The 20,530-nt window shown below is 71.8% G+C and carries 17 protein-coding genes and 1 tRNA gene; 9 read left to right on the top strand and 9 right to left on the bottom strand.

Annotation, left to right across the window (positions count from 1 at the left end; translation table 11 throughout):
* Positions 1-2: 2 nt before the first annotated feature.
* From FNV62_RS20825 to FNV62_RS20810, 4 genes are read left to right on the top strand one after another with little or no spacing between them, the layout of a single operon-like run.
* On the top strand, positions 3-1,295 hold the full coding sequence (locus FNV62_RS20825; protein WP_097284860.1) for a M18 family aminopeptidase: 1,293 nt from the start codon (positions 3-5) through the stop codon (positions 1,293-1,295).
* Positions 1,296-1,335: 40 nt separating this feature from the next.
* A complete protein-coding gene (locus FNV62_RS20820) occupies positions 1,336-2,058 on the top strand; it encodes a thioesterase II family protein (protein ID WP_143601742.1) in 723 nt (240 codons plus the stop codon).
* Positions 2,055-2,894: a mycofactocin-coupled SDR family oxidoreductase gene (locus FNV62_RS20815; protein WP_143601741.1), complete on the top strand. Its 840-nt coding sequence runs from the start codon at positions 2,055-2,057 to the stop codon at positions 2,892-2,894. The genes FNV62_RS20820 and FNV62_RS20815 overlap by 4 nt, the downstream gene beginning before the upstream one ends.
* 40 nt (positions 2,895-2,934) lie before the next feature.
* A complete protein-coding gene (locus FNV62_RS20810) occupies positions 2,935-5,445 on the top strand; it encodes an amino acid adenylation domain-containing protein (RefSeq protein WP_225900853.1) in 2,511 nt (836 codons plus the stop codon).
* 33 nt (positions 5,446-5,478) lie between these two features.
* On the opposite strand, the gene FNV62_RS20805 is transcribed toward FNV62_RS20810, so the two are convergent.
* The 6 genes from FNV62_RS20805 to ehuB form a co-directional block, all read right to left on the bottom strand.
* Positions 5,479-5,552, bottom strand: a tRNA-Lys gene (locus FNV62_RS20805).
* Positions 5,553-5,679: 127 nt separating this feature from the next.
* On the bottom strand, positions 5,680-6,438 hold the full coding sequence (locus tag FNV62_RS20800; protein WP_054235545.1) for an IclR family transcriptional regulator: 759 nt from the start codon (positions 6,436-6,438) through the stop codon (positions 5,680-5,682).
* Between the two features lie 216 nt (positions 6,439-6,654).
* Positions 6,655-7,473, bottom strand: a complete 819-nt coding sequence (ehuA, locus tag FNV62_RS20795) for an ectoine/hydroxyectoine ABC transporter ATP-binding protein EhuA (RefSeq protein WP_097288986.1) — start codon at positions 7,471-7,473, stop codon at positions 6,655-6,657.
* 1 nt (position 7,474) lies between these two features.
* Positions 7,475-8,125 carry an ectoine/hydroxyectoine ABC transporter permease subunit EhuD gene (gene ehuD / locus FNV62_RS20790; RefSeq protein WP_060898408.1) on the bottom strand — a complete coding sequence of 217 codons (651 nt, stop codon included), beginning with the start codon at positions 8,123-8,125 and terminating at the stop codon, positions 7,475-7,477.
* Positions 8,122-8,841, bottom strand: a complete 720-nt coding sequence (gene ehuC / locus FNV62_RS20785) for an ectoine/hydroxyectoine ABC transporter permease subunit EhuC (RefSeq protein WP_143601739.1) — start codon at positions 8,839-8,841, stop codon at positions 8,122-8,124. The genes ehuD and ehuC overlap by 4 nt, the downstream gene beginning before the upstream one ends.
* Positions 8,838-9,767: an ectoine/hydroxyectoine ABC transporter substrate-binding protein EhuB gene (gene ehuB, locus FNV62_RS20780; RefSeq protein WP_054235542.1), complete on the bottom strand. Its 930-nt coding sequence runs from the start codon at positions 9,765-9,767 to the stop codon at positions 8,838-8,840. Before ehuB ends, ehuC begins: the two co-directional genes overlap by 4 nt.
* Positions 9,768-9,874: 107 nt before the next feature.
* Here ehuB and FNV62_RS20775 point away from each other — a divergent pair, with 107 nt between their 5' ends.
* Positions 9,875-10,369 carry a DUF3830 family protein gene (locus FNV62_RS20775; protein ID WP_054235541.1) on the top strand — a complete coding sequence of 165 codons (495 nt, stop codon included), beginning with the start codon at positions 9,875-9,877 and terminating at the stop codon, positions 10,367-10,369.
* A gap of 56 nt (positions 10,370-10,425) precedes the next feature.
* Here FNV62_RS20775 and FNV62_RS20770 read toward each other — a convergent pair whose 3' ends face one another.
* Together FNV62_RS20770 and FNV62_RS20765 are read right to left on the bottom strand one after the other, a co-directional pair.
* The gene (locus FNV62_RS20770; protein ID WP_143601738.1) at positions 10,426-11,829 is read right to left on the bottom strand and encodes an amidase; all 1,404 of its coding nucleotides are present in this window, start codon (positions 11,827-11,829) and stop codon (positions 10,426-10,428) included.
* 20 nt (positions 11,830-11,849) lie between these two features.
* Complete coding sequence (locus FNV62_RS20765) at positions 11,850-12,773, bottom strand: D-2-hydroxyacid dehydrogenase (RefSeq protein ID WP_054235581.1); 924 nt, start codon at positions 12,771-12,773, stop codon at positions 11,850-11,852.
* Between the two features lie 326 nt (positions 12,774-13,099).
* Here FNV62_RS20765 and FNV62_RS20760 point away from each other — a divergent pair, with 326 nt between their 5' ends.
* The 3 genes from FNV62_RS20760 (at position 13,100) to FNV62_RS20750 (ending at position 16,391) form a co-directional block, all read left to right on the top strand.
* Positions 13,100-13,882, top strand: coding sequence for an aspartate/glutamate racemase family protein (locus FNV62_RS20760; protein WP_097288984.1), 783 nt, complete (start codon positions 13,100-13,102; stop codon positions 13,880-13,882).
* Positions 13,879-14,610: an aspartate/glutamate racemase family protein gene (locus tag FNV62_RS20755; RefSeq protein ID WP_143601737.1), complete on the top strand. Its 732-nt coding sequence runs from the start codon at positions 13,879-13,881 to the stop codon at positions 14,608-14,610. The genes FNV62_RS20760 and FNV62_RS20755 overlap by 4 nt, the downstream gene beginning before the upstream one ends.
* Positions 14,611-15,296: 686 nt before the next feature.
* Positions 15,297-16,391, top strand: a complete 1,095-nt coding sequence (locus FNV62_RS20750) for an LLM class flavin-dependent oxidoreductase (RefSeq protein ID WP_054232842.1) — start codon at positions 15,297-15,299, stop codon at positions 16,389-16,391.
* Positions 16,392-16,446: 55 nt separating this feature from the next.
* Here the strand turns inward: FNV62_RS20750 and FNV62_RS20745 are convergent, their stop codons facing one another.
* On the bottom strand, positions 16,447-18,507 hold the full coding sequence (locus FNV62_RS20745) for a putative bifunctional diguanylate cyclase/phosphodiesterase (RefSeq protein ID WP_225900313.1): 2,061 nt from the start codon (positions 18,505-18,507) through the stop codon (positions 16,447-16,449).
* A gap of 558 nt (positions 18,508-19,065) precedes the next feature.
* Between FNV62_RS20745 and FNV62_RS20740 the strand changes: the two genes are divergently transcribed.
* Positions 19,066-20,526 carry a M6 family metalloprotease domain-containing protein gene (locus tag FNV62_RS20740; RefSeq protein ID WP_144316503.1) on the top strand — a complete coding sequence of 487 codons (1,461 nt, stop codon included), beginning with the start codon at positions 19,066-19,068 and terminating at the stop codon, positions 20,524-20,526.
* The last annotated feature ends 4 nt before the right edge of the window (positions 20,527-20,530 follow it).

Raw genomic sequence — 20,530 nt, 5'->3', positions numbered from 1 at the left:
CCATGTCCCCCACACATGACCGCAGTCACAGCGACGATCTGCTCTCCTTCATCCGCTCCAGCCCCTCGCCCTACCACGTGGTCGCGAACGCGGCCCAGCGCCTGGAGAAGGCGGGCTTCCAGGAGCTGCGCGAGACGGACGACTGGACGGCCGGTGCCGAGGGCGGCCGGTATGTCGTCCGCGCCGGAGCGCTGCTCGCCTGGTACGTCCCCGCGGGCGCCCCGGCCCGCACCCCGTTCCGGATCGTCGGAGCCCACACCGACTCCCCGAACCTGCGGATCAAGCCCGAGCCCGACACCGGCTCCGCGGGCTGGCGGCAGATCGCCGTGGAGATCTACGGCGGCGTCCCCCACAACACCTGGCTCGACCGCGACCTCGGCATCTCGGGCCGGCTGACGCTGCGCGACGGATCCAGCCGCCTCGTCTGCGTCGACCAGCCGCTGCTGCGCGTACCCCAGCTCGCCATCCACCTCGACCGCGGCGTCAACGAAGGTGTCGTGCTCGACGCGCAGCTGCACATGACCCCGCTGTGGGGCCTCGGTCCCACCCGGCCCGGCGCCCTGCTCGCCCGGGTCGCCGCCGAGGCGGACACCGACGTCGCCGAGGTCCTCGGCTGGGACCTGATGCTGCACGACATCCAGCCGCCCGGCTACCTCGGCGCCGACGAGGAGTTCCTCGTCTCACCGCGTCTGGACAACCAGATCTCCGTGCACGCGGGCGTCACCGCGCTGGTCTCCGCCGCCACCGCCGCCCGGCCGCCCGCCCACATCCCGGTGCTCGCCGCCTTCGACCACGAAGAGGTCGGCAGCGGCTCCCAGTCGGGCGCCCAGGGCCCCCTGCTGGAGCGGGTGCTCGGCCGGTCCGTCGCCGCGCGCGGCGGCAGCGCCGAGGACTTCAACCGGGCCCTCGCGGGCGCCTTCTGCGTCTCCGCCGACATGTCGCACGCCGTGCACCCCAACTACGCCGAACGCCACGACCCGGACCACCACCCCCTCCCCAACGGCGGCCCCGTCGTCAAGGTCAACGTCAACCAGCGGTACGCCACCGACGGCACCGGGGTCGCCGCCTTCGCCGCGGCCTGCGAGCGCGCCGAGGTGCCCTGGCAGCCGTTCGTCTCCCACAACGCCATGCCGTGCGGCACCTCGATCGGCCCGATCACCGCGGCCCGGCTGGGAGTCGCCACCGTCGACGTGGGCGTACCGGGGCTGTCGATGCACTCCGCGCGGGAGCTGTGCGGGGCGCAGGACCCCGGCCTGCTGGCCCGGGTCCTCACCGAGTTCGTCACCACGGGCTGAGCCCCGGCCCCTTTGTATCCGGAACCGAGACTCGGGAGCGATGTCAGCAGTGGAAGAGACCCACCTCGTCTGTCTGCCCTTCGCCGGGGCGGGCGCGTCCTTCTTCAAGCCGTGGCAGGACCGGGCACCGGCGGGCCTGCGCGTCCTGCCGGTGCAACTCCCCGGCCGCGAGGAGCGGTTCGTGGAGGAGCCCCACACGGACGCGGCGCGGGCGGCCGCCGAGGCGCACGCCCAGGTGACCCGGCAACTCCCGGAGGGCGCGCGGGTGGCGGTGTTCGGGCACAGCCTCGGCGCGGTGCTCGGCTTCGAGCTGGCGCACCGGCTGGAGGCCGAGCCCGGCGTCCGCCTCGACGCCCTCGTCGTCAGCGGCGCGCCGGGCCCGTGGACCGGCCGCGCGGACCGTGCGAGCGGTCTGCCCGACGCGGAGTTCCTGGCCCGGGTGCGCACCTTCGCGGGGTACGCGCACCCGGCCCTTGAGCACCCGGAGATGCGCGAGCTGCTGCTCCCGCTGCTGCGGGCCGACGTACGGATGCACGAGACGTACCGGCCCGCCACCGACCGCCCGCTCGCCGCCCCGGTCCTCGCCCTGCGCGGCCGCGACGACGAGCTGGTGAGCGCGGCCGAGGCCGCCGAGTGGTCCCGCGCCACCACCGGGAAGCTCACCACGGCGGAGCTGGACGGCGGCCACATGTACCTGACGGAGAACCCGGGCGCCCTCCTGCGCCTGATCGGAGCCGAACTCCGCGCCGGACGCACGCGGTGAGCCAGGGGGGTCCGAGGCTCTCAGGCAAGGTCGCCCTCGTCACCGGGGCGGCCCGTGGCATCGGCCGGGCGACCGCCGTCGCGTTCGCCCGCGAGGGCGCCGATCTGATGCTCGTGGACATCGCGGCGGACCTTCCGGGTGTGCCGTATCCGCTGGGCTCCGAGAGCCAGTTGGCGCACACGGCGGAGCTCTGCCGGGAGACGGGCGCCGCTGTCCGTACGGCCCGGGTCGACGTACGGGACCTGGCCGCGGTGGAGACGGCGGTGAAGGAGACGACGGCCCGCTTCGGACGGCTCGACGTCCTCGTCAACAACGCCGGGATCGCCGCGCCCTCCGGCCGGGCCGCCCACGAGATCGAGGAGCACGAGTGGCAGCTGATGCTGGACGTGGACCTCTCCGGGGCCTGGCGCACGATCCGCGCGGCGGGCGCCCTGATGACCGCGCGGGGCGCCGGCTCGATCATCAACATCGCCTCCACGGCCGGTCTGGTCGGCTACCGCCACTTCGCCGGGTACGTCGCCGCCAAGCACGGCCTGATCGGCCTGACCAAGGCGGTCGCCCTCGACTACGCGCCCCGCCGGGTCCGCGTCAACGCCATCTGCCCCGGCTCGGTCCGCGACGACCCCCGTGTGGAGGGCCGGATGCTCGCCGAGATCGCCCGCGCCCTGGACGTGCCGGTCGCCGAGCACGAGCAGACCTTCGTCCAGGCCCAGCCCATGAACGCCCTCGTCGAACCGGACGACGTCGCCACCGCCGCCCTCTGGCTCGCCTCCGACGAGTCCCGCCAGGTGACCGGCACCGTCCTCACGGTCGACGGAGGCTTCTCGGCCCGCTAGGCCCTGTCCGGCACCCTTGCCCACGGTTGGAGACTTGAACGTGACGTGTCACGCCCTCGCCCTCCGCGTTCCTGCGTCCGCCGATCCCGGGCCCGCCCTGGACGCGGCCGTACGCGGCTGGTGGCCCGAACTCCCGGACCGCTGGCCGGTGTTGTGGCGCGACCAGGTGCCCGCGCGGTTCGCCGAACACCGTCTGCGGGCCGAACTGCACCGGCCCGTCACCGAGTGGGGCCCCGCGTTCCGCGCGGTCTTGTTGCGGTACGAGGACGAGGGCGCCCATCTGGTGCTGGTGGCACACCACGCGCTGCTGACCCCGAGCGTGCTCCAGGACATCGCCCACGTCCTGCTCGGCCACCGCCCGGCCACCGAAGTGACGGCTCCCCTCGGCTGCGACGAGCCCCCGAAAGGCCCGCACAGGCCCCGTATCGACTGGGCGACGGGCGAGAAGGGGGCCGGTGACCGGACGGGCGTGGTCACCGTCCCGGTACCGGCCGGGGCCCCCGCCGCGGCCCTGGTCCTCGCACGCTACGAGCACCGCGACCCGGGGGACGGACTCCCCGCGTACGCCACGGTCCTCGACGAGGCGGGCCCGGTGGACCCCGCCTTCAGTCACCGACTCCCGTTCCAGTCGGCCCCCTTCCCCCTCACCCTCGTCCCGCGCGGGACCACCGTCGAGCTGCACCACCAGCTCCGGCACATCGACGAAGCCTCCGCCCGGGCCTTCGTCCGCCACCTCACCCACGTGCACGGTCAGCTGGGCCACCGCCCCCTCGCGGAGATCGAACTGATCCCCCGCGAAGAGGCGGAGCGCCCGCTCCCGCCGCCCGCCGGCATATGCGGGTCCGCTGTTCCCTCCCGTATCGACACCGCCTTCGACGCCCGCGCCGACCGTCACCCCGACGCCCCCGCCCTCACCCACGACGGCATCACGACGACGTACGGGGCACTGCGCGAGCGCGCCGAGCGGCTGGCCGCGGGACTGCGCGCCGCCGGGGTCCGCCCCGGTGACCGGGTCGGCATCCGGCTGGAGCGGGGCGCCGACCTGGTGGCGACGATGCTCGCGGTGCTCAAGACGGGCGCGGCGTACGTACCGATGGATCCGGCGCACCCCGAGGAGCGCCTCGACCGCACGGCGCGCGACGCGGGCGTACGGCTGGTCGTCCGGGACACCGCGCCCTATCTGGGTGCCGCGCGGACCGACCGGCCGCGGAACCTCACCCCGCGGAACCTCACCCCGGGGGATCCCGCCTACGTCATCCACACCTCCGGTTCGACCGGCCGTCCCAAGGGGGTCGTCGTCCCCCACGCCAATGTCCTCGCCCTCCTCGACGCCACCCGCGAGGACTTCGCCCTCACCGCCGCCGACACCTGGACGTTCTTCCACTCCGCCGCCTTCGACTTCTCGGTGTGGGAGATCTGGGGCGCCCTGCTGACCGGCGCCCGGCTGGTGGTCGTGGACCACTGGGCGGCGCGCTCGCCGGAGGACTTCCACGCGCTGCTGGTACGGGAGTCGGTGACCGTCCTCAGCCAGACCCCGTCGGCCTTCGGGCAGTTGCGGGCGGTGGACCGGAGCGCGAAGGAAGGACTGTCGGTGCGGCTGGTGGTGCTGGGCGGGGAGGCGCTGGACACCCGGCCGCTGCTCGGCTGGTTCGACCGCCACCCGGAGGACCGCTGCCGCCTGGTCAACATGTACGGGATCACGGAGACCACCGTCCACGTCACCGCCGCGACCGTCACCCGGCGCGAGGCCCTGGCCGCCTCCCGCTCGGTGGGCCGCCCGCTGCCCGGCTGGTCGGTGTCGGTGCGCGACGAGCGGGGGCGCCCGCTGCCGACGGGCTCGGCGGGGGAGATCTGGGTGGGCGGGGCCGGACTCGCCCTCGGATACCTGGGGCGGCCCGAGCTGACGGCCGAGCGGTTCGTGAACGATCCGTACGGCCCCGGCCGGTGGTACCGCAGCGGTGACCTGGGGCGGCTGCGCGCCGACGGTTCACTGGAGCACCTGGGGCGGATCGACAGTCAGGTGAAGGTGCGCGGATACCGGATCGAACCGGACGAGATCCGGGCGGTGCTGCTGGAGGACCCGGTGGTCACGGCGGCGGCGGTGGTGCTGAGCGGGGACGCCTTCGAGGACGCGGCGGGGGTGCGGATCGACGCGTATGTCGTGGCCGACGGGGACACCGGCGACGTACGCCGCCGGGCGGCGCGGCTGCTGCCCGACCACATGCTGCCGACGACCGTCACCGCCGTCCCCGCGCTGCCGCTGACCCCGAACGGCAAGCTGGACCGCGACCGTCTGCCGGCGCCGGGGAAGCCCGTATCGGTGCCCGCGCCCACCGGAGACCTGGTGACGGCCCTCACAGGGGTGTGGGAGGAGATCCTCGGTGTCCGCGTCGGCCCGGACGACAACTTCTTCGAGCTCGGTGGGAACTCGCTCTACGCGATCCGTGTCGGCACCGCCCTGCGCGAGCGCGGGCTGCCCGCGCTGTCCATGCGGCTGCTCTACACGCATCCGACGGTCCATGCCCTGTCGCTGGCCATGGCAGACGGATGAAGGCCCCTCACCATGGTGAAGGGCCTTCTCATGTGCGCCGCCAGGGACTCGAACCCCGGACCCGCTGATTAAGAGTCAGCTGCTCTAACCAACTGAGCTAGCGGCGCATGACTCTCGCCTCCCGCTTCCGCGGTCGGCGACAAAAGAAATACTACCTGGTCCGGACGGGTGCTTCCGACCACCCAGGGCCTGATCCAAAAGAGTGGGTCCTAGGGCCTGTCCGGCGGACAGGCCCTAGATGGCCAGGGAGAGCAGGACGGGGGTGGCGCCGCGGTTGAGTGTGTCCGCGGCGCGGCGCAGGCGGTGGGCGTGTTCGACCGGGAGGGAGAGGGCGAGGCAGCCGACCGAGGAGCCCGCGGTGATGGGGACGGCCGCGCAGACCGTGCCGATCGCGTACTCCTGGAGGTCGAGCACCGGCACCGTGGCCGGCTGGGCGTCGAGCCGGGACAGCAGCAGCCGCTCGTTGGTGATGGTCCGCGAGGTGAGGCGGGCCATCTTGTGGCGGGAGAGGTGGTCGCGCCGGGCGTTCAGGTCGAGCTGACCGAGAAGGCTCTTGCCGACCGCGCTGGCGTGGGCCGAGGAGCGGAAGTCCACCCATTCGTTGACCGCGGGGGTCGCGGGACCCTCGGCGCACTGGGTGACGTGCACCTCGCCGTCGATGTAGCGGCTGATGTAGATCGCGGCGCCGACCGAGTCGCGCAGCCGGTCGATGGTCTGCTGGAGTTTCTCGCGCAGTGCCTGGTCGCGGCCGTGGGCGGAGCCCAGCCGGCCGAGGGCCGCGCCGGCGACGTACGCGCCGTCGACGACCTGCTCGACGTACCCCTCCCGGCGCAGCATCCGCAGCAGCGCGGTCAGGCGCTCCGTGCCGAGGCCCGTCTGGCGGGCCAGCTCGACATCGGTGACACCGCCGGAGTGCCGGGCCACCGTCTCCAGGACGCGCAGGGCGTCCTGGGCCGAGTGGTACGGCGCGGTCGGCTCGTTCATCAGCGCCACGGTTTCCCCCTGCGCTTTTTGGGCCATCGATCCGGACAGCTGAGCTCCTCCACGATAACTGTCAAACGCTCGGTGGGGAGGGGCTGTTGGCGAGAAAGTCGGCGCGCTCCGGTTCGCTCAACAGGAGTGCGACACCCTGGCATATGCCGAGGTCATGGCTCAGTGGGCATGCCGCGTGGTCCGGACCTCGCACCTTGTCGCGTTCACTTTTTGTAGTCACAGGATCGCGCTGAGGAATTCCCGGGTCCTTTCGTGCTCCGGATCGGTGAAGATCCGGTCGGGCGAACCGGACTCGATGACATGGCCGGAATCGAACATCAGCACCTGGTCCGAGATGTCGCGGGCGAAATTCATCTCATGGGTCACGCAGAGCATGGTGATGTCGGTGGTGTGGGCGATGTCACGGAGGACGTCGAGGACGCCCGTGACCAGCTCGGGGTCGAGCGCCGACGTCACCTCGTCCAGAAGCAGCACCTGGGGCCGCATCGCGAGCGCTCGTGCGATCGCCACCCGCTGCTGCTGTCCGCCGGACAACTGACTCGGGTAGGCGTCGCACTTGTCCGCGAGGCCCACCATCTCCAGCAGCTCCCGGGCCCGTGCCTCGGCCTCGTCCCCGGACAGCCCGAGGACGGTGACCGGTGCCTCGGTGATGTTGCGGAGCACCTTCATGTTCGGGAAGAGGTTGAACTGCTGGAAGACCATCCCGATCTTCTTGCGGACCTCCCGGATCTGCTTCTCGGGGGCCGGGTGGAGCCGCTCGCCGGCGACCGTGATCGTGCCCTCGTCGGGCTTGGCCAGGGTCATCAGCAGCCGCAGGATCGTCGTCTTGCCGGAGCCGGACGGGCCGATCAGCGTGACGTGCTTGCCGGAGTCGACGCGGAAGTCGAGGCCGTCGAGGACGGTGTTGTCCCCGAAGCGCTTGGTGACCTTGTCGAAACGGATCAGCTCGCCGCCGTCCACCGGCGGATTGGCCGTGTGGTCGGTCTTTTCCGCAGGGTTCGTATCGGCAGGGGTCGTGGACGTGTCGAGGGGGATGTCAGCGGACAAGACGTCGCTCCAGGGCTCGCAGAAGGAGGGAAGCCGGATAGGAAATGAGGATGAAGGCCACGCCGATGACCGTGAGCGGCTCGGTGAACTGGAAGTGCTCCTGCGAGTACAGCCGCGCCTCACCGAGCATCTCCAGCACGGTGATCGCCATCAGCATCGGGGTGTCCTTGAGCATCGAGATGACGTAGTTGCCGAGCGCGGGCACGACCCGGCGGATCGCCTGCGGCAGGATCACCGCGGTCCAGGTGCGCCGCAGCGGCAGGTTGAGCGCCGTGGCCGCTTCCCACTGGCCGGCCGGCACGCCCTCGATGCCGGCCCGGTAGACCTGCATCGTGTACGTCGAGTAGTGCAGCCCGATCGCGACGACACCGGTGGTCAGCGCGGAGAACGTGATGTTCCACTCGGGCAGCACGTAGAAGAGGAAGAACAGCTGCACCAGCAGCGGGGTGTTGCGGATGAACTCCGTGACGACCCCGACCGGCCAGCGCACCCAGCGGGTCGGCGTGCGCATCAGCAGCGCCCACACCAGGCCCAGGGCGAAGGAGATCACCGAGCCGAGGGCCAGCGCCTGCAGGGTGACCAGCAGTCCGTCCCAGAAGTGCGGCATGAAGTCGCGCACCGCGCCCCAGTCCCAGTTCATGCGGCACCTCCCGTCGCACCGACGCCGGTGGCTTCCGCGCGCCGCGGTGTGGCCCTGGCCGGCTGCGGCGCCTTGCCGATCCCGGCCTTCAGCCGCCGCTCCAGTGCCCGCATCAGCCGGGTGATCACGAACGCGATCGCGAAGTAGATCAGCAGGACGTACGCGTAGATCTCCGCGCTCTCCTGGAGCGCGAGCCGCACGAGGTTGCCGCTGAACGTCAGATCGCCCATGCCCATGATCGACACCAGGGCCGTGCCCTTGAGCAGTTCGACCAGCAGGTTGCAGAAGGAGGGGATCATCTCGGGCACCGCCTGCGGCAGCAGGATCAGCCGCATCCGCTGCCAGGGCGTGAAGCTGAGCGCGATGCCGCCCTCGCGCTGGGCGGGGTCGACGGCGTTCAGGGCGCCGCGCACGATCTCACTGCCGTACGCCCCGTAGGTCAGCCCCAGCGCCAGCGTGCCCGCCCACATCGGGACGAGCTGCCAGCCGAAGGCGAGCGGCAGCACGAAGTACACCCAGAAGATCATGATCAGGGCGGAGGTGCCGCGGAACACCTCGGTGTAGAGGCCCGCGAGGAAGCGGACGATCCACCGCCGCGAGGTGCGCGCGACACCGACGGCGAACGAGACGGCCCCGGCCACCAGCGAGCTGAGGAACAGCAACTGGACGGTGACCCAGACACCTTTGAGTACGAGTTCCCAGAGTCCCGAGGTCATCCGCGGCAGAGCTCCTTCGCGGTCATGTCGGTCATCTCGGCCCGGGTGAACCCGAAGGGCCGCAGAATGCGGAACAACTCCCCGCTGGCCTTCAGCTTCTTCAGTTCCACGTTGAAGGCGTCGCGCAGCCGCGTCTCGGCGGAACGGAACGCGAAGCCGCCGCCGTCGACGTGCGGCTTGCCCTTCACCAGAGGTGTGAAGGGCTTCGTGCTCTCGGCCTTGCTGGACTTCTTCGCCACCTCGCGCGTGGTCAGCGCGGTCCCGGCGAAGACGTCGACACGGCCCGCCTCGACCGCGTTCAGCCCGGCGACCTGATCCGGCACGATCAGGATGTCGCTCTCCTTGTACCCGGCCTCGACGGCGTACTGGATCTCGGCGTACCCGGTGCCGGTCGCGAACCTGGCCTTCTTCGCCACGACGTCCTTGTAGTCGTGCAGGCCCTTCGGATTTCCCTTGCGCACGATGAAGGCGTCCAGCATCTGGTAGTCCGGATCGGCGAAGACGACCTGCTGACAGCGTTCCGGGTTGATGTACATCCCCGCGGACACGACGTCGAACTGCTGCGAGTTGAGCCCGGGAATGAGCGAGCCGAACTCGGTCGGCACGGGTTGCACCCGGTCGACGCCCAGCCGCTTGAAGATCACCTTGGCGAGTTCGGGTGCCTCGCCGGTCAGTTCACCGTTCTTGTCGATGTAGCCGAACGGGATCTCACCGGCTATGCCCAGCCGTACGACGCCCTGCGCCTTGAGCCGGTCGAGGAGATCACCGCCGTTGTCGGACGCGGTGGCGACCCGGGTGCAGCCGGCGGCGCCCAACGCGCCGACGGCACCGAGCGCGGAGACACCCGCGAGCAGCGACCGCCGACTCGGACTTCGTTTCTCCGCGTCGGTCCCGTCATTCCCGTCATTCCTGAGTGGTGGAGCCATGGCCGCGCGGCTACCCGAGAGCATGCGAAGTATTCGGATCGATTTCGGCCCCGTACGACGTCGAGTGGCGTCGAGGCGCCCTTGACTCCGGGGAGACCATGGAATGCATGGCTGATCGATTCATCGAGGTCTCGCTGGTCAAGCGCGGAATCCACTGCACCGCGAAACTGCTCGACGACCGGGCGCCGGTCACCTGCGCGGCGGTGTGGGACGCGCTTCCCCTGGGCGGCGACGTCTACCACGCGAAGTACGCGCGCAATGAGATCTACGCCCTTTTCCCGCCTTTCGCGAAATCGGAGCCACCACTGGAAAATCCGACAGTTACCCCCATTCCCGGAGACCTCTGTTATTTCGCCTTCGCGGGCACGGAACTGGGTACGAAGGCCTACGGCTACGACACCGACGTACGCCCCGGCACCACGGTCGTCGACCTCGCCCTCTTCTACGAACGCAACAACCTGCTGCTCAACGGGGACGTCGGCTGGGTCCCGGGCATCGTCTGGGGCCAGGTGACCGAGGGCCTGGAGGCGATGGCCGAGGCCTGCAACGACCTCTGGCGCTCGGGCGCCCAGGGCGAGACGCTCAGCTTCCGTAGGGCGTAGGGCGCAGGGCGCGTGGGACACATGCGGCATGTGGGGCGTGGGGCGTCGGGCCGTCCCTAGAACCCCGGCGGTGGAGCCACCCCCGCGGCGCCCGTCTCGTAGAGGGCGTGTGCCGTGCGCAGGACGAGGTCGTCGCGATGGCGGGCGGCGACGATCTGCAGGCCGACCGGGAGGCCGTCGCCGTCCGTGCCGACCGGGACGCTCGCGGCGGGCTGCTGGGTCATGTTGAAGGGGTACGTGAACGGGGTCCACCCCGTCCAGCGGCGGTGGCCGGAGCCCGGCGGCACCTCCACCCCCGCCGCGAACGCCGTCAGCGGCAGGGTCGGCGTCACCAGCACGTCGTACGACTCGTGGAAGCGCCCCATCCGCCGCCCGAGCTCCATCCGGACGTCCACCGCGGCCAGGTAGTCCAGCGCGCTGAACCGGGCGCCCCGCGCGCAGATCTCCCGCAGCCCCGGGTCCAGCGACTCCCGCTGCCGCGGCCCGAGCCGCTGGGCCACCCGGGCCGCACCGCCGAACCACAGGACGTGGAAGGCCTCCACCGGGTCGGTGAGATCGGGGTCGGCCTCGGTGACGTACGCGCCGAGCCCCGCGAGCCGTTCCACCGCCCGCCGCACCGCCGCCGCGACGGCCGGCTGGACCGCGACCTGCCCGCCGAGGGACGGCGAGTACGCGACCCGCAGCCCGCGCACCCCACCCCCGAGGGCCTCGACGAAGGAACCGTCCACCGGCCCGAGCGCCGACCAGTCACGGGCGTCCGGCCCGCTGATCACGTCCATCATCAGCGCCGCGTCGGCCGCGTCCCGTGTCATCGGACCCACGTGCGAGAGCGTCCCGAACGCGCTCGCGGGGTACAGCGGCACCCTCCCGTACGTAGGCTTCAGACCGAAGATCCCGCAGAACGCGGCCGGGATGCGCACACTGCCGCCCCCGTCCGTGCCCAGCGCCAGCGGCCCCGCCCCGAGCGCGACGGCCGCCGCGCTGCCGCCGCTGGAGCCGCCCGCCGTGCGCGTGACGTCGTACGGATTGCGGGTGATCCCCGACAGCGGCGAATCCGTGACGCCCTTCCAGCCGAACTCGGGTGTCGTCGTCCTCCCGAGGAACACCGCCCCGTGCTCGCGCAGCCGGGCGACGGACGGCGCGTCCTCGTCCCAACTCCCCTGCGGATCGACGGTCTTGGAACCGCGCAGGGTCGGTCCGCCGCGCAGCAGCAGGATGTCCTTGACGGAGACCGGAACCCCGTCCAGCAGCCCGGCGGGCTCACCCCGCCGCCAGCGGTCCGCGGACCGGGCCGCCCGCGCGAGGGCCGCGTCCGCGTCGATACGTACGAACGCGTTCACGGCCGGCTGGATCTCCACGGCCCTGCGCAACGCCGCCCGCGTGGCGTCCACGGGGCTGAACTCGCCCTTGCGGTAGCCGTCGAGGAGTTGTACCGCGGTCAGCTCGACGAGTTCAGACATCGGCCCCTCCAGAGGAAGTCTCAGTGCCCCGGTACGTATCCGCGCTTCTTGTCGACCACGTTCGGCAGCGGTCTGCCCGCCTCCCAGCGCTCGTACATCTCCACGAACTGCGCCCCGAGTTCGTCCCGCCAGCCGACCGTGTCCCCGCTCATGTGCGGCGACACGATCAGCCCGGGGACACCCCACAGCGGGCTGTCCGGGCCGAGCGGCTCGTCCTGGAAGACATCGAGGGCCGCGCCCGCGATCCACCGCTTCGACAGTGCCTCGGCGAGCGCGTCCTCGACGACCAACTGCCCCCGGCCGACGTTGATGAAGCGCGCCGAGGGCTGCATCATCCCGAAGCGCCGCGCGTCGAACATGCCGTACGTGGCCTCGGTGAGCGGCGCCGCCGACACCACCCAGTCGGCGCGCGCCATCAGCCGGTCGAGCTCCTCGGGCCCGTGGATCCCGGTGCGCGCGGTACGCCCCACCAGGGCCGTCGTCACCTCGAGCGCCTTGAGCGTCTTGACGATCGTGCGCCCGATCGGCCCGGAACCGACCACACACGCGCGGGTGCCCGCCACCCGCTGCGACTCCCGGTGCCGCCACTCCCGCTGCCGCTGAAGGTCCCACGTCCTCGGCAGGTCCTTGGCCATCGCGAGGACCAGCGCGGCGACGTACTCGGCGATCGGCCGGTCGAAGATCCCGCGCGCGTTGGTCACCACCGTGCCGGACGCGGCGAGTTCGGGGCACATGAGGTGGTCGACGCCCGCGCTCGCCGTGTGCACCCAGCGCGGCCGGGAACCCTCGCCGGGCCAGGCGCGGCGCACCGCGTGCGAGGTGAAGTCCCAGACCAGCAGTACGTCCGCGCGCGGCAGTCGCTCGGCCAGCGTCGACTCGTCGGCGTGCTCGATCCGCACCCGGCCGGTGAGTCTGCCGAGGCGGGGGAGCGGCTCGGCGTCCAGGACGAGGAGGGTGGTGCGGGATCCGGCGCCGGACCCGGAGGCCGGGGCCGACGCGGATACGGGGCGGGGCGGGCGAGGGAAACCGTTTCGCAATGCGAGTCCGCTTTCCTGAGAGTTCCGAAGAGTCCGAAGAGTTCCGAAGGCTCCGAAGAGTCCCGGAGGCTCCCTGAGTTCCTGAGAGGACGAACCTGCGGGGTGGGCGAGGGCGGCCGGAGCCGTCTGAGATGCGCGGATTGACCACGCTCGCACCCGAACCTACCTTCGTCAACACGGACGCACACACGGTCCGTTGCCCCTTCGTCTCCCTTCGTGAGGCCGGTGCTGCCATGGACGTCTCCTTTCTCGGCGGCCCCCGCCCCCAGCGCGGGATCGGTGTCGTCGCCCCCTTCGACTTCGCCCTCGACCGCGAGCTGTGGCGCTGGGTCCCCGACGACGTCTCCCTGCATCTGACCCGCACCCCGTTCGTGCCGGTCGAGGTGAGCCTGGACCTGGCCCGCCTGGTCTCCGAGCACGAGACGCTCGGCGACGCGGTCCGCGCGCTGAACGCGGTCGCGCCCGAGGTCGTGGCGTACGCGTGCACCTCCGGCAGTTTCGTGGGCGGGGTCGCGGGCGAGCGGGCGATGTGCGAGGCGATGACACGGGCGGGGGAGGTGCGCTCGCTGACCACCTCCGGCGCCCTGCTGGAGGCGCTCACCGAGCTGGCCGCCCACCGCATCGCTCTCGTCACTCCCTACACGGTCTCGGTGACCCAGTCCCTGGAGGAGTACCTCGCCGAGGCGGGCGTCCATGTCACCGGGCGCGCCTTCATGGGTCTGACCAGGCACATCTGGAAGGTTCCGTACCGTGAGGTGGTCGACATGGCCCGCCGCGCGGTGCGGGGCGAAGGGGCCGACGCCCTGTTCATCAGCTGCACCAACCTGCCGACGTACGACGTCATCCCCCAGCTGGAGGCGGAACTGCGCATACCGGTGATCTCGGCCAACCAGGTGACGATGTGGGCGGCACTGCGTCACCTGGGTACCCGGGCGGTGGGCCCCTATCAGCGGCTGATCGATCAGTCCGCCCGTGGGGGACCTGTACTGCCGGAAGAACAGGAAGGTTGGGCATGACCGCACTCGGATTCCTCTACCCGGGCCATTCGGCCGAGGACGACTACCCGCGCATCGAACAGCTCCTGGGCAGCGACGTCCGCCTCCAGCTGGTCCACACGGACATCGGGGAGGACGCCCACCGGGTCGACGCGCTGCGCGAGATGGGCTCGGCGGCCCGGCTCTCGGCGGGCGTCGAGGAGCTGCGGCTGTCCGGCGCGGAGGCCGTGGTCTGGGCGTGCACCAGCGGCAGCTTCGTGTACGGCTGGGAGGGCGCCCACGAGCAGGTACGCGCCCTGGCCCGGGCCGCGGGGCTGCCCGCCTCCTCCACGTCCTTCGCGTTCGCGCACGCCGTCCGGGAGGTCGGGGCCCGGAGGGTCGCGATCGCGGCGACCTATCCGCAGGACGTGACCGATCTCTTCGCCGCGTTCCTTCGGGAGGCGGGGGTGGAGGTCGTGTCGAGCAGGGCCTCCGGGATCATCACGGCGGCGGAGGTCGGGACCTGGGGCGAGGGGGAGGTCCTCGCGCTCGCCCGGGCCGGCGACCACCCCGACGCGGACGCCGTCCTGCTCCCCGACACGGCCCTGCATACGGCGGCGCACCTTCCGGCCCTGGAGAAGGACCTCTCCAAGCCGGTCCTCACCGCCAACCAGGTCACGGTCTGGGAGGCCCTACGCCTCGCCGACCGCAAGGTGAACGCCCCCACCCTCGGCACCCTCTTCACCAAGGAGCCCATCATCCAGGTGTAACGCCTCGTCCGCGGGCCGGTGGGGGCTGGTCGCGCAGTTCCCCGCGCCCCTGGGCCGGGGCTGTGCCCCGGATCCCCGTCTGCCCGGTGGTTCTTCGTCCGCGGGCCGATGGGGGCTGGTCGCGCAGTTCCCCGCGCCCCTGAAAGCCCCGGTCGCCCGGCGTTCGAGGCCGAGGCCGCACCCCACCCGCCCCATTTAGCCCATCCGGCGTTTGAGCACGGAGCGGAGGCCGTCACCCCACCCACCCCGACCCGCTTCGTTCAGCCCGTCCGGCGTTTGAGGGCAGGGCGGAGGCCGTGCCCCCACCCACCCCGACCCGCTTCCTTCAGCCCGTCCGGCGTTTGAGCACGGGGCGGAGGCCGTCCCCCCGCCCACCCCGACCCGCTTCGTTCAGCCCGTCCGGCGTTTGAGGACGGGGCGGAGGCCGTCTCCCCGCCCACCCCGACCCGCTTCGTTCAGCCCGTCCGGCGTTTGAGGACGAGGCCGTTCAGGCCGATGCGGGGGTCCAGGGGGCGCAGCGCCCCTGGCGGGGGTGAGGGGGCGGAGCCCCTGGGGATGGGACGGGTAGGGGCGGCGGGGGCGAGAGACCCTTCCCTCGTGCCGGCGCGCGGTGGCGGGAATAAGCGGGGACTGTCTCCTGTTGGCGCCGTGAGGACAGCAACACGTACGCAACAGGAGGCACCCCGGTGGACGACACGGACGAGATCCGAGGCACCGCGCAAGGCACCGCGCCCGTACCCCTCTCCGTACTGGACCTGGTCACCGTAGGCGCCGGCCGCACCGCGACCGACGCCCTGCGCACCAGCGTCGCCATCTCCCGCCTCGCAGAGTCCCGCGGCTTCCACCGCTACTGGGTCGCCGAACACCACTCCATGCCGGGCGTGGCCTCCTCCTCACCCGCGGTGATCCTCGCCCACCTCGCCGCCCACACGACCCGCATCCGCCTGGGCTCGGGCGGCGTGATGCTCCCGAACCACGCCCCCCTGGTGATCGCGGAGCAGTTCGGCACGCTGGAAGCCATGGCCCCGGGCCGAGTGGACCTGGGCCTGGGCCGAGCCCCCGGCACGGACGGCGCCACCGCCGCCGCCCTCCGCCGCACCGAGCGCCTCCACGAGGGCGCCGACGACTTCCCCGAGCAACTCGCGGAGCTGACCCGCTTCCTGGACGACGACTTCCCGTCCGGTCACCCCTACGCCCGCATCCACGCGGTCCCGGGCCCCGTCCAGTCGACCTCCCCGGGCGGCGTACAGTCCCCGCACCGCCCCCCGATCTGGCTCCTCGGCTCCTCCGGGTTCAGCGCCCGCCTGGCCGGCGTCCTCGGCCTCCCCTTCGCCTTCGCGCACCACTTCTCGGCCCAGAACACGATCCCGGCGCTGGACCTCTACCGCGAGTCCTTCCGGCCGAGCGCCGTGCTGGACGCCCCCTACGCCCTGATCGGCGTCTCCGCCCTCGCGACGGACGACGAGAAGGAGGCCCGCCGCCAGGTCAGGGCCGCGGCCCTGAACATGGTCCGTCTGCGTACCGGCCGCCCGGGTCTCGTCCCGACCCCCGAGGAGGCGGAGGCGTACGACTTCAGCCCGATGGAACGTGAGTTCGTCGACTCCTGGAACGCCAACGTCATCCACGGCACCGCGGACGAGGTCCGCGCCGGCCTCGACGACCTCCAGAAGCGAACCGGCGCCGACGAGCTGATGCTCACGGGCAACGCCCACGGCGGCGACGTACGCCTGCGCTCGTACGAATTGATCGCGGACGCGTACGGGCTGCCGAACGCGGACTAGGACCCGTTCGCCGTCAGGAACTCGCGGTCAGGAACTCGCCGTCACGAGCTCGCCGTCAGGAACTCGCGGTCAAGAGGGCGGAGATACGATCCGGCGCCACCGGGCGGGAGTAGAGCCAGCCCTGCCCGGTGTCGCAGCCGATCCCGCGCAGCCGGGTGGCCTGGGAGGCGGTCTCCACGCACTCGGCGGTGACCGTCAGGCCGAGCCGGTGGGCGAGTTGGATGAGGGCCTCGACGATGACCTCGTCGGCGGGGTTGGGGTGGGCGCCGCCGTCGGGCCCCTCGTACTGGAAGCCGCGCACGAAGGAGCCGTCCAGCTTCAGGACGGAGACCGGCAGGCGGCTGAGGTAGGCGAGGTTGGAGTACCCGGTGCCGAAGTCGTCGATGGCGATGCGGACGCCCATGTCGCTGAGGGCCTGAAGGGCCTGGAGGGGCCGCCCTGCCGAGCCCATCACCGCCGACTCCGTCAGCTCCAACTGGAGCAGATGCGGGGCGAGACCCGTCTCCGCGAGGATCTCCGCCACGTCCGCGACCAGGTCGGAGTCCCACACCTGCCGTACGGCGACGTTGACGCTGACGAAGATCGGTACCGCGTCGGGACGGTCCAGCTGCCAGCGGCGGGCCTGGCGGCAGGCCGTGGCCAGTACCCAACGGCCGAGCTGCACGATCGAACCGTCTTCCTCGGCCAATCCGATGAACCGATTCGGCGTCAGCGTGCCGAACTGCGGATGGTTCCAGCGGACCAACGCCTCGACCCCGCGCACCCCGCCGTCCTCCATGCCCACCAAGGGCTGGTACTCCAGGGCGAATTCGTTCCGTTCGATCGCCGCCCGGAGGGTGGAGGAGAGCGCCTGACGGGTCATCCGATGGGCGTTGCGCTCCGGGTCGAACAGCGTCCAGCGGCCCTTGCCGTCGGCCTTCGCCCAGTACAACGTGGTGTCCGCGGCCTGCATCAGATGGGTCGCGCTCGTCCCGGCGGCGCGCCGCTCGACGACCCCGATCGACGCGGAGACCGACAGCCGCTGCCCGGAGAGGTCGAAGGGCGCCTGCAGTGACTTCAGGACGGACTCGGCGAGGTCGGCCAACTGGTCCGTCCCGGTCGAGTCCTCGACCAGCAGCGCGAACTCGTCGCCGCCCAGCCGGGCGACCAGGGGAGTGGCCCCCCGGGCGTAACCCGCCTCGTCGGCGCAGCGCGTCAGCCGTTCGGCGACGGACGCGAGCAGCCGGTCGCCGACCCGGTGGCCGAGCGTGTCGTTGACCGCCTTGAACCCGTCCAGGTCCAGATAGCAGAGCCCGATCCGGCCGGTGCCGCCCTCCTCGTACGCCTCCGCCTCCAGGGCGGACGAGAGCCGCTCGAAGAACAGCGTGCGGTTGGGCAGCCGGGTCACCGGGTCGTGCATCTGCAAGTGCCGCAGTCGCGCCTGGAGTTCACGACGGGCGCTGATGTCCGCGATGGACAGCAGTACCGCCTCCTCCTGCGCGGGCAGCGGAGCGATCGTCACCTGCACCCAGAGCGAGTGGCCGTCGGGGTGCTTGAGGCGGCGGGTGCAGCGCAGCCGGGCCTGCCGGCCACGCAGCACCTCGCGGTACGCGTGCCAGGTGCGGGCGTCGGAGGCCAGATCCACCAGATCCGCGGCGATCCGCCCGACGAGCGCGCCCGATCCGGTGCCGAGCAGCGCGCCGAGCGACTCGTTGGCGGTGACGACCAGACCCTCGCGGTCGACCACGGCCATCGGAAGGGGCGCGGCGCCGAAGGCGGCACGGAACGCGCCGGGAGACGTCGAGGTCCCGGCGGACGGGATGAGCGCCGCATCGGGGACGGACTCGGAAACGCCGGGGATGGACTCGGGCGTGTCGGAGAGGGATCCGGGCGTGTCGAGGGGGGACTCAGGCGTGTCGAGGGTGTCGAGGGGTGTTTCCGCCGGGGCGTACGTGCCGGGAGAGGCCTCGGTGCAAGGGGGTGCGCCGGGGGGTGAAACGGCGGGGACGGATGCGCTGGGAGGCACCTCGGCGTACGTACGAGGAGACGTACGCGGAGATGTGTCGATGTGACGCTCTGTGACGGCCGACCGGATGAGATCTGCCGTGGGCGTCGGCCCTTCGGACGTTCCGCTCACCGCTCGCTCCCGCAGTGCACTCGTTCTTCGTATGGGTCTCTCGGGTGGTCGGCCGGTGCTGGACGGCCGAACAAGCCGTGTCCGTGCAGGAAAGTGTGCCGATCATAGAGGCTGGTTCCGGAGCCTTCCAGCCACAGTCCAGTGTCCCGGAACAACCACCGGTTCTGACAGATCGTTTCTGCCTGCATCTGGACCGGTTCTTGTGTCTGGCGATCGCATGTGACGTTCCGTGAGTGTTCGGGGTGTCGTTCGGGGTTTCGGCCGCGCATGGCCTCTCACCCGTCTGGTGCAGACAAACAGGGCGAAGTGTCGCGAAGTAACTCAGGCTGGGTGCCGGTGTCCCGAAAACCGCATCCGGAGGTCGACGTGCCGCGTCAGCGCCCCCCGAGGGGTCTCGCCCGAGAGGCTCGGCGGCGTCTAACCCGTGACGTTTCGCGGGTTCCTGACGTCCTGACGGTTCTCGGCGTGCCGCGGGTCCTCGCACGTCCGGGCGCGCAGGAGGCCCTCGCTCGTCCGGGTGTGCCGCGCTGGCGCAGCACCGCGGCCGTGTTCACCTCCATGTCGGCGCTGGCCGCGACCTCCCTGATCACAGGCCCCGCACTCGCCGAACCCCTCTTCTCGCCCTGCGCCCTGAAGCGGACCGGGGCCCACCACTCGGAGGGCCTGGACACCTGGAACGCCGACTATCCGCGCCCCACCCGCCCCCTCGACGCGGTGCTCGTCTATCTGTCCTTCCCGGACTCCCGGCCCCGCACCACGCCCGCCGAACTGGCCGCCGACTACTTCCCGGCCACCAGCCAGTTCTTCGAGCGCGCCTCGTACGGCAGGTTCACGCTGCGCCCGCATCCGCAGCGCGACTGGATCCGGATGCCGCACACCTCCACCTCGTACGCCATAAAGCGCGACTGGAACGCCGCGCGGCGCGGCGCCTATCTGCGTGACGCGGTCGCCGCGGCCGACCGGCAGGTCGACTTCTCCCGCTACGACATCGTCTATTTCGTGGCCGACCCGGACGCGCCGGGCGTCGACTCCGACGCGACGAAGGTCGTCAACCTCGACACCCCCATCGAAGCCGACGGCAAGGAGATCCGCCGTGTCGTCACGGTCTTCGAGAAGCACCCGCCGGACCGCCTCGTCCTCGCCCATGAGACGGGGCACGTCTTCGACCTGCCCGACCTCTACCACCGCCCCACCGACGGCAAGGGCGAGTGGGACACCTATGTCGGCGACTGGGACCTCATGGGCAGCCAGTTCGGCCTTGCCCCGGACCTGTTCGGCTGGCACAAGTGGAAACTGGGCTGGCTGGAAACTCGCCAGGTGGCCTGTCTGCGGGAGCACGGGACCACGAGGCTGACGTTGGAGCCGCTGGGGTCGGGTCCGGTGACGGGCGGGGCGGGGACGGCGGCATCGGGAGCGCCGGTTTCCGTCGCGAGCGACGCTGTCCAGGCCGGTCCGCCACCGGCTCCGGGCGCCGGGGGATCGACCTCGGACGCGGAGGGCTCCGCCGCGGGGTCCGGGGGGTCGGTTCCCGGTCCCGGGGTGCCCGGCTCCGGCTCCGGGGGGCCCGCCTCGGGCTCCCGGGCGCGGACCTCGGCCCCGGCCCTGTCGGCCTCGGCCCCGGCCCTGTCGGCGTCGAGGGCGGTCCTGCCCACCTCGGTCCCAGGGGCGCGCATCTTCGGTTCCGGTCGCGGTACGAAGTTGGCGGTCGTCCGTACGGGTCCCGACAGCGCGCTGGCCTTCGAGGCGCGCACCTCGACGGGCAACGACGGCGCCACCTGCACCCAGGGCGTCCTGATCTACCGCATCCGCAGCGAGACCGACTCCGGCGGCGGCCCGATCGAGGTCGTCGACGCCCACCCGCACTCCGAGTCCTGCTGGGGCGAATCGGTCTACCCGCCCCTGGCGGACGCGCCGGTCAGACTCGGGGAGAGTTTCACGGTCCCCGGCGAGAAGGTGCGCGTCGAGGTCGAGGACCGTACGGCGTCCGGGGCGTGGACGGTGAAGATCACGACCGGCTGAGCCC

Source organism: Streptomyces sp. RLB3-17 (genome assembly GCF_007113425.2).
Classification (GTDB): domain Bacteria; phylum Actinomycetota; class Actinomycetes; order Streptomycetales; family Streptomycetaceae; genus Streptomyces; species Streptomyces mirabilis_D.
This window is presented reverse-complemented; position numbering and strand designations above follow the sequence as displayed.

What these genes read in the sequence shown, in the direction of transcription:
- FNV62_RS20825 (WP_097284860.1), top strand. Translation starts at nt 3, where the DNA reads ATGTCCCCCACACATGACCGCAGTCACAGCGACGATCTGCTCTCCTTC.
- FNV62_RS20770 (WP_143601738.1), bottom strand. Translation starts at nt 11,829, where the DNA reads ATGTCTGAACTCGTCGAGCTGACCGCGGTACAACTCCTCGACGGCTAC.
- FNV62_RS20755 (WP_143601737.1), top strand. Translation starts at nt 13,879, where the DNA reads ATGACCGCACTCGGATTCCTCTACCCGGGCCATTCGGCCGAGGACGAC.
- FNV62_RS20820 (WP_143601742.1), top strand. Translation starts at nt 1,336, where the DNA reads ATGTCAGCAGTGGAAGAGACCCACCTCGTCTGTCTGCCCTTCGCCGGG.
- FNV62_RS20775 (WP_054235541.1), top strand. Translation starts at nt 9,875, where the DNA reads ATGGCTGATCGATTCATCGAGGTCTCGCTGGTCAAGCGCGGAATCCAC.
- ehuD (WP_060898408.1), bottom strand. Translation starts at nt 8,125, where the DNA reads ATGAACTGGGACTGGGGCGCGGTGCGCGACTTCATGCCGCACTTCTGG.
- FNV62_RS20740 (WP_144316503.1), top strand. Translation starts at nt 19,066, where the DNA reads ATGTCGGCGCTGGCCGCGACCTCCCTGATCACAGGCCCCGCACTCGCC.
- FNV62_RS20760 (WP_097288984.1), top strand. Translation starts at nt 13,100, where the DNA reads ATGGACGTCTCCTTTCTCGGCGGCCCCCGCCCCCAGCGCGGGATCGGT.
- ehuC (WP_143601739.1), bottom strand. Translation starts at nt 8,841, where the DNA reads ATGACCTCGGGACTCTGGGAACTCGTACTCAAAGGTGTCTGGGTCACC.
- ehuB (WP_054235542.1), bottom strand. Translation starts at nt 9,767, where the DNA reads ATGGCTCCACCACTCAGGAATGACGGGAATGACGGGACCGACGCGGAG.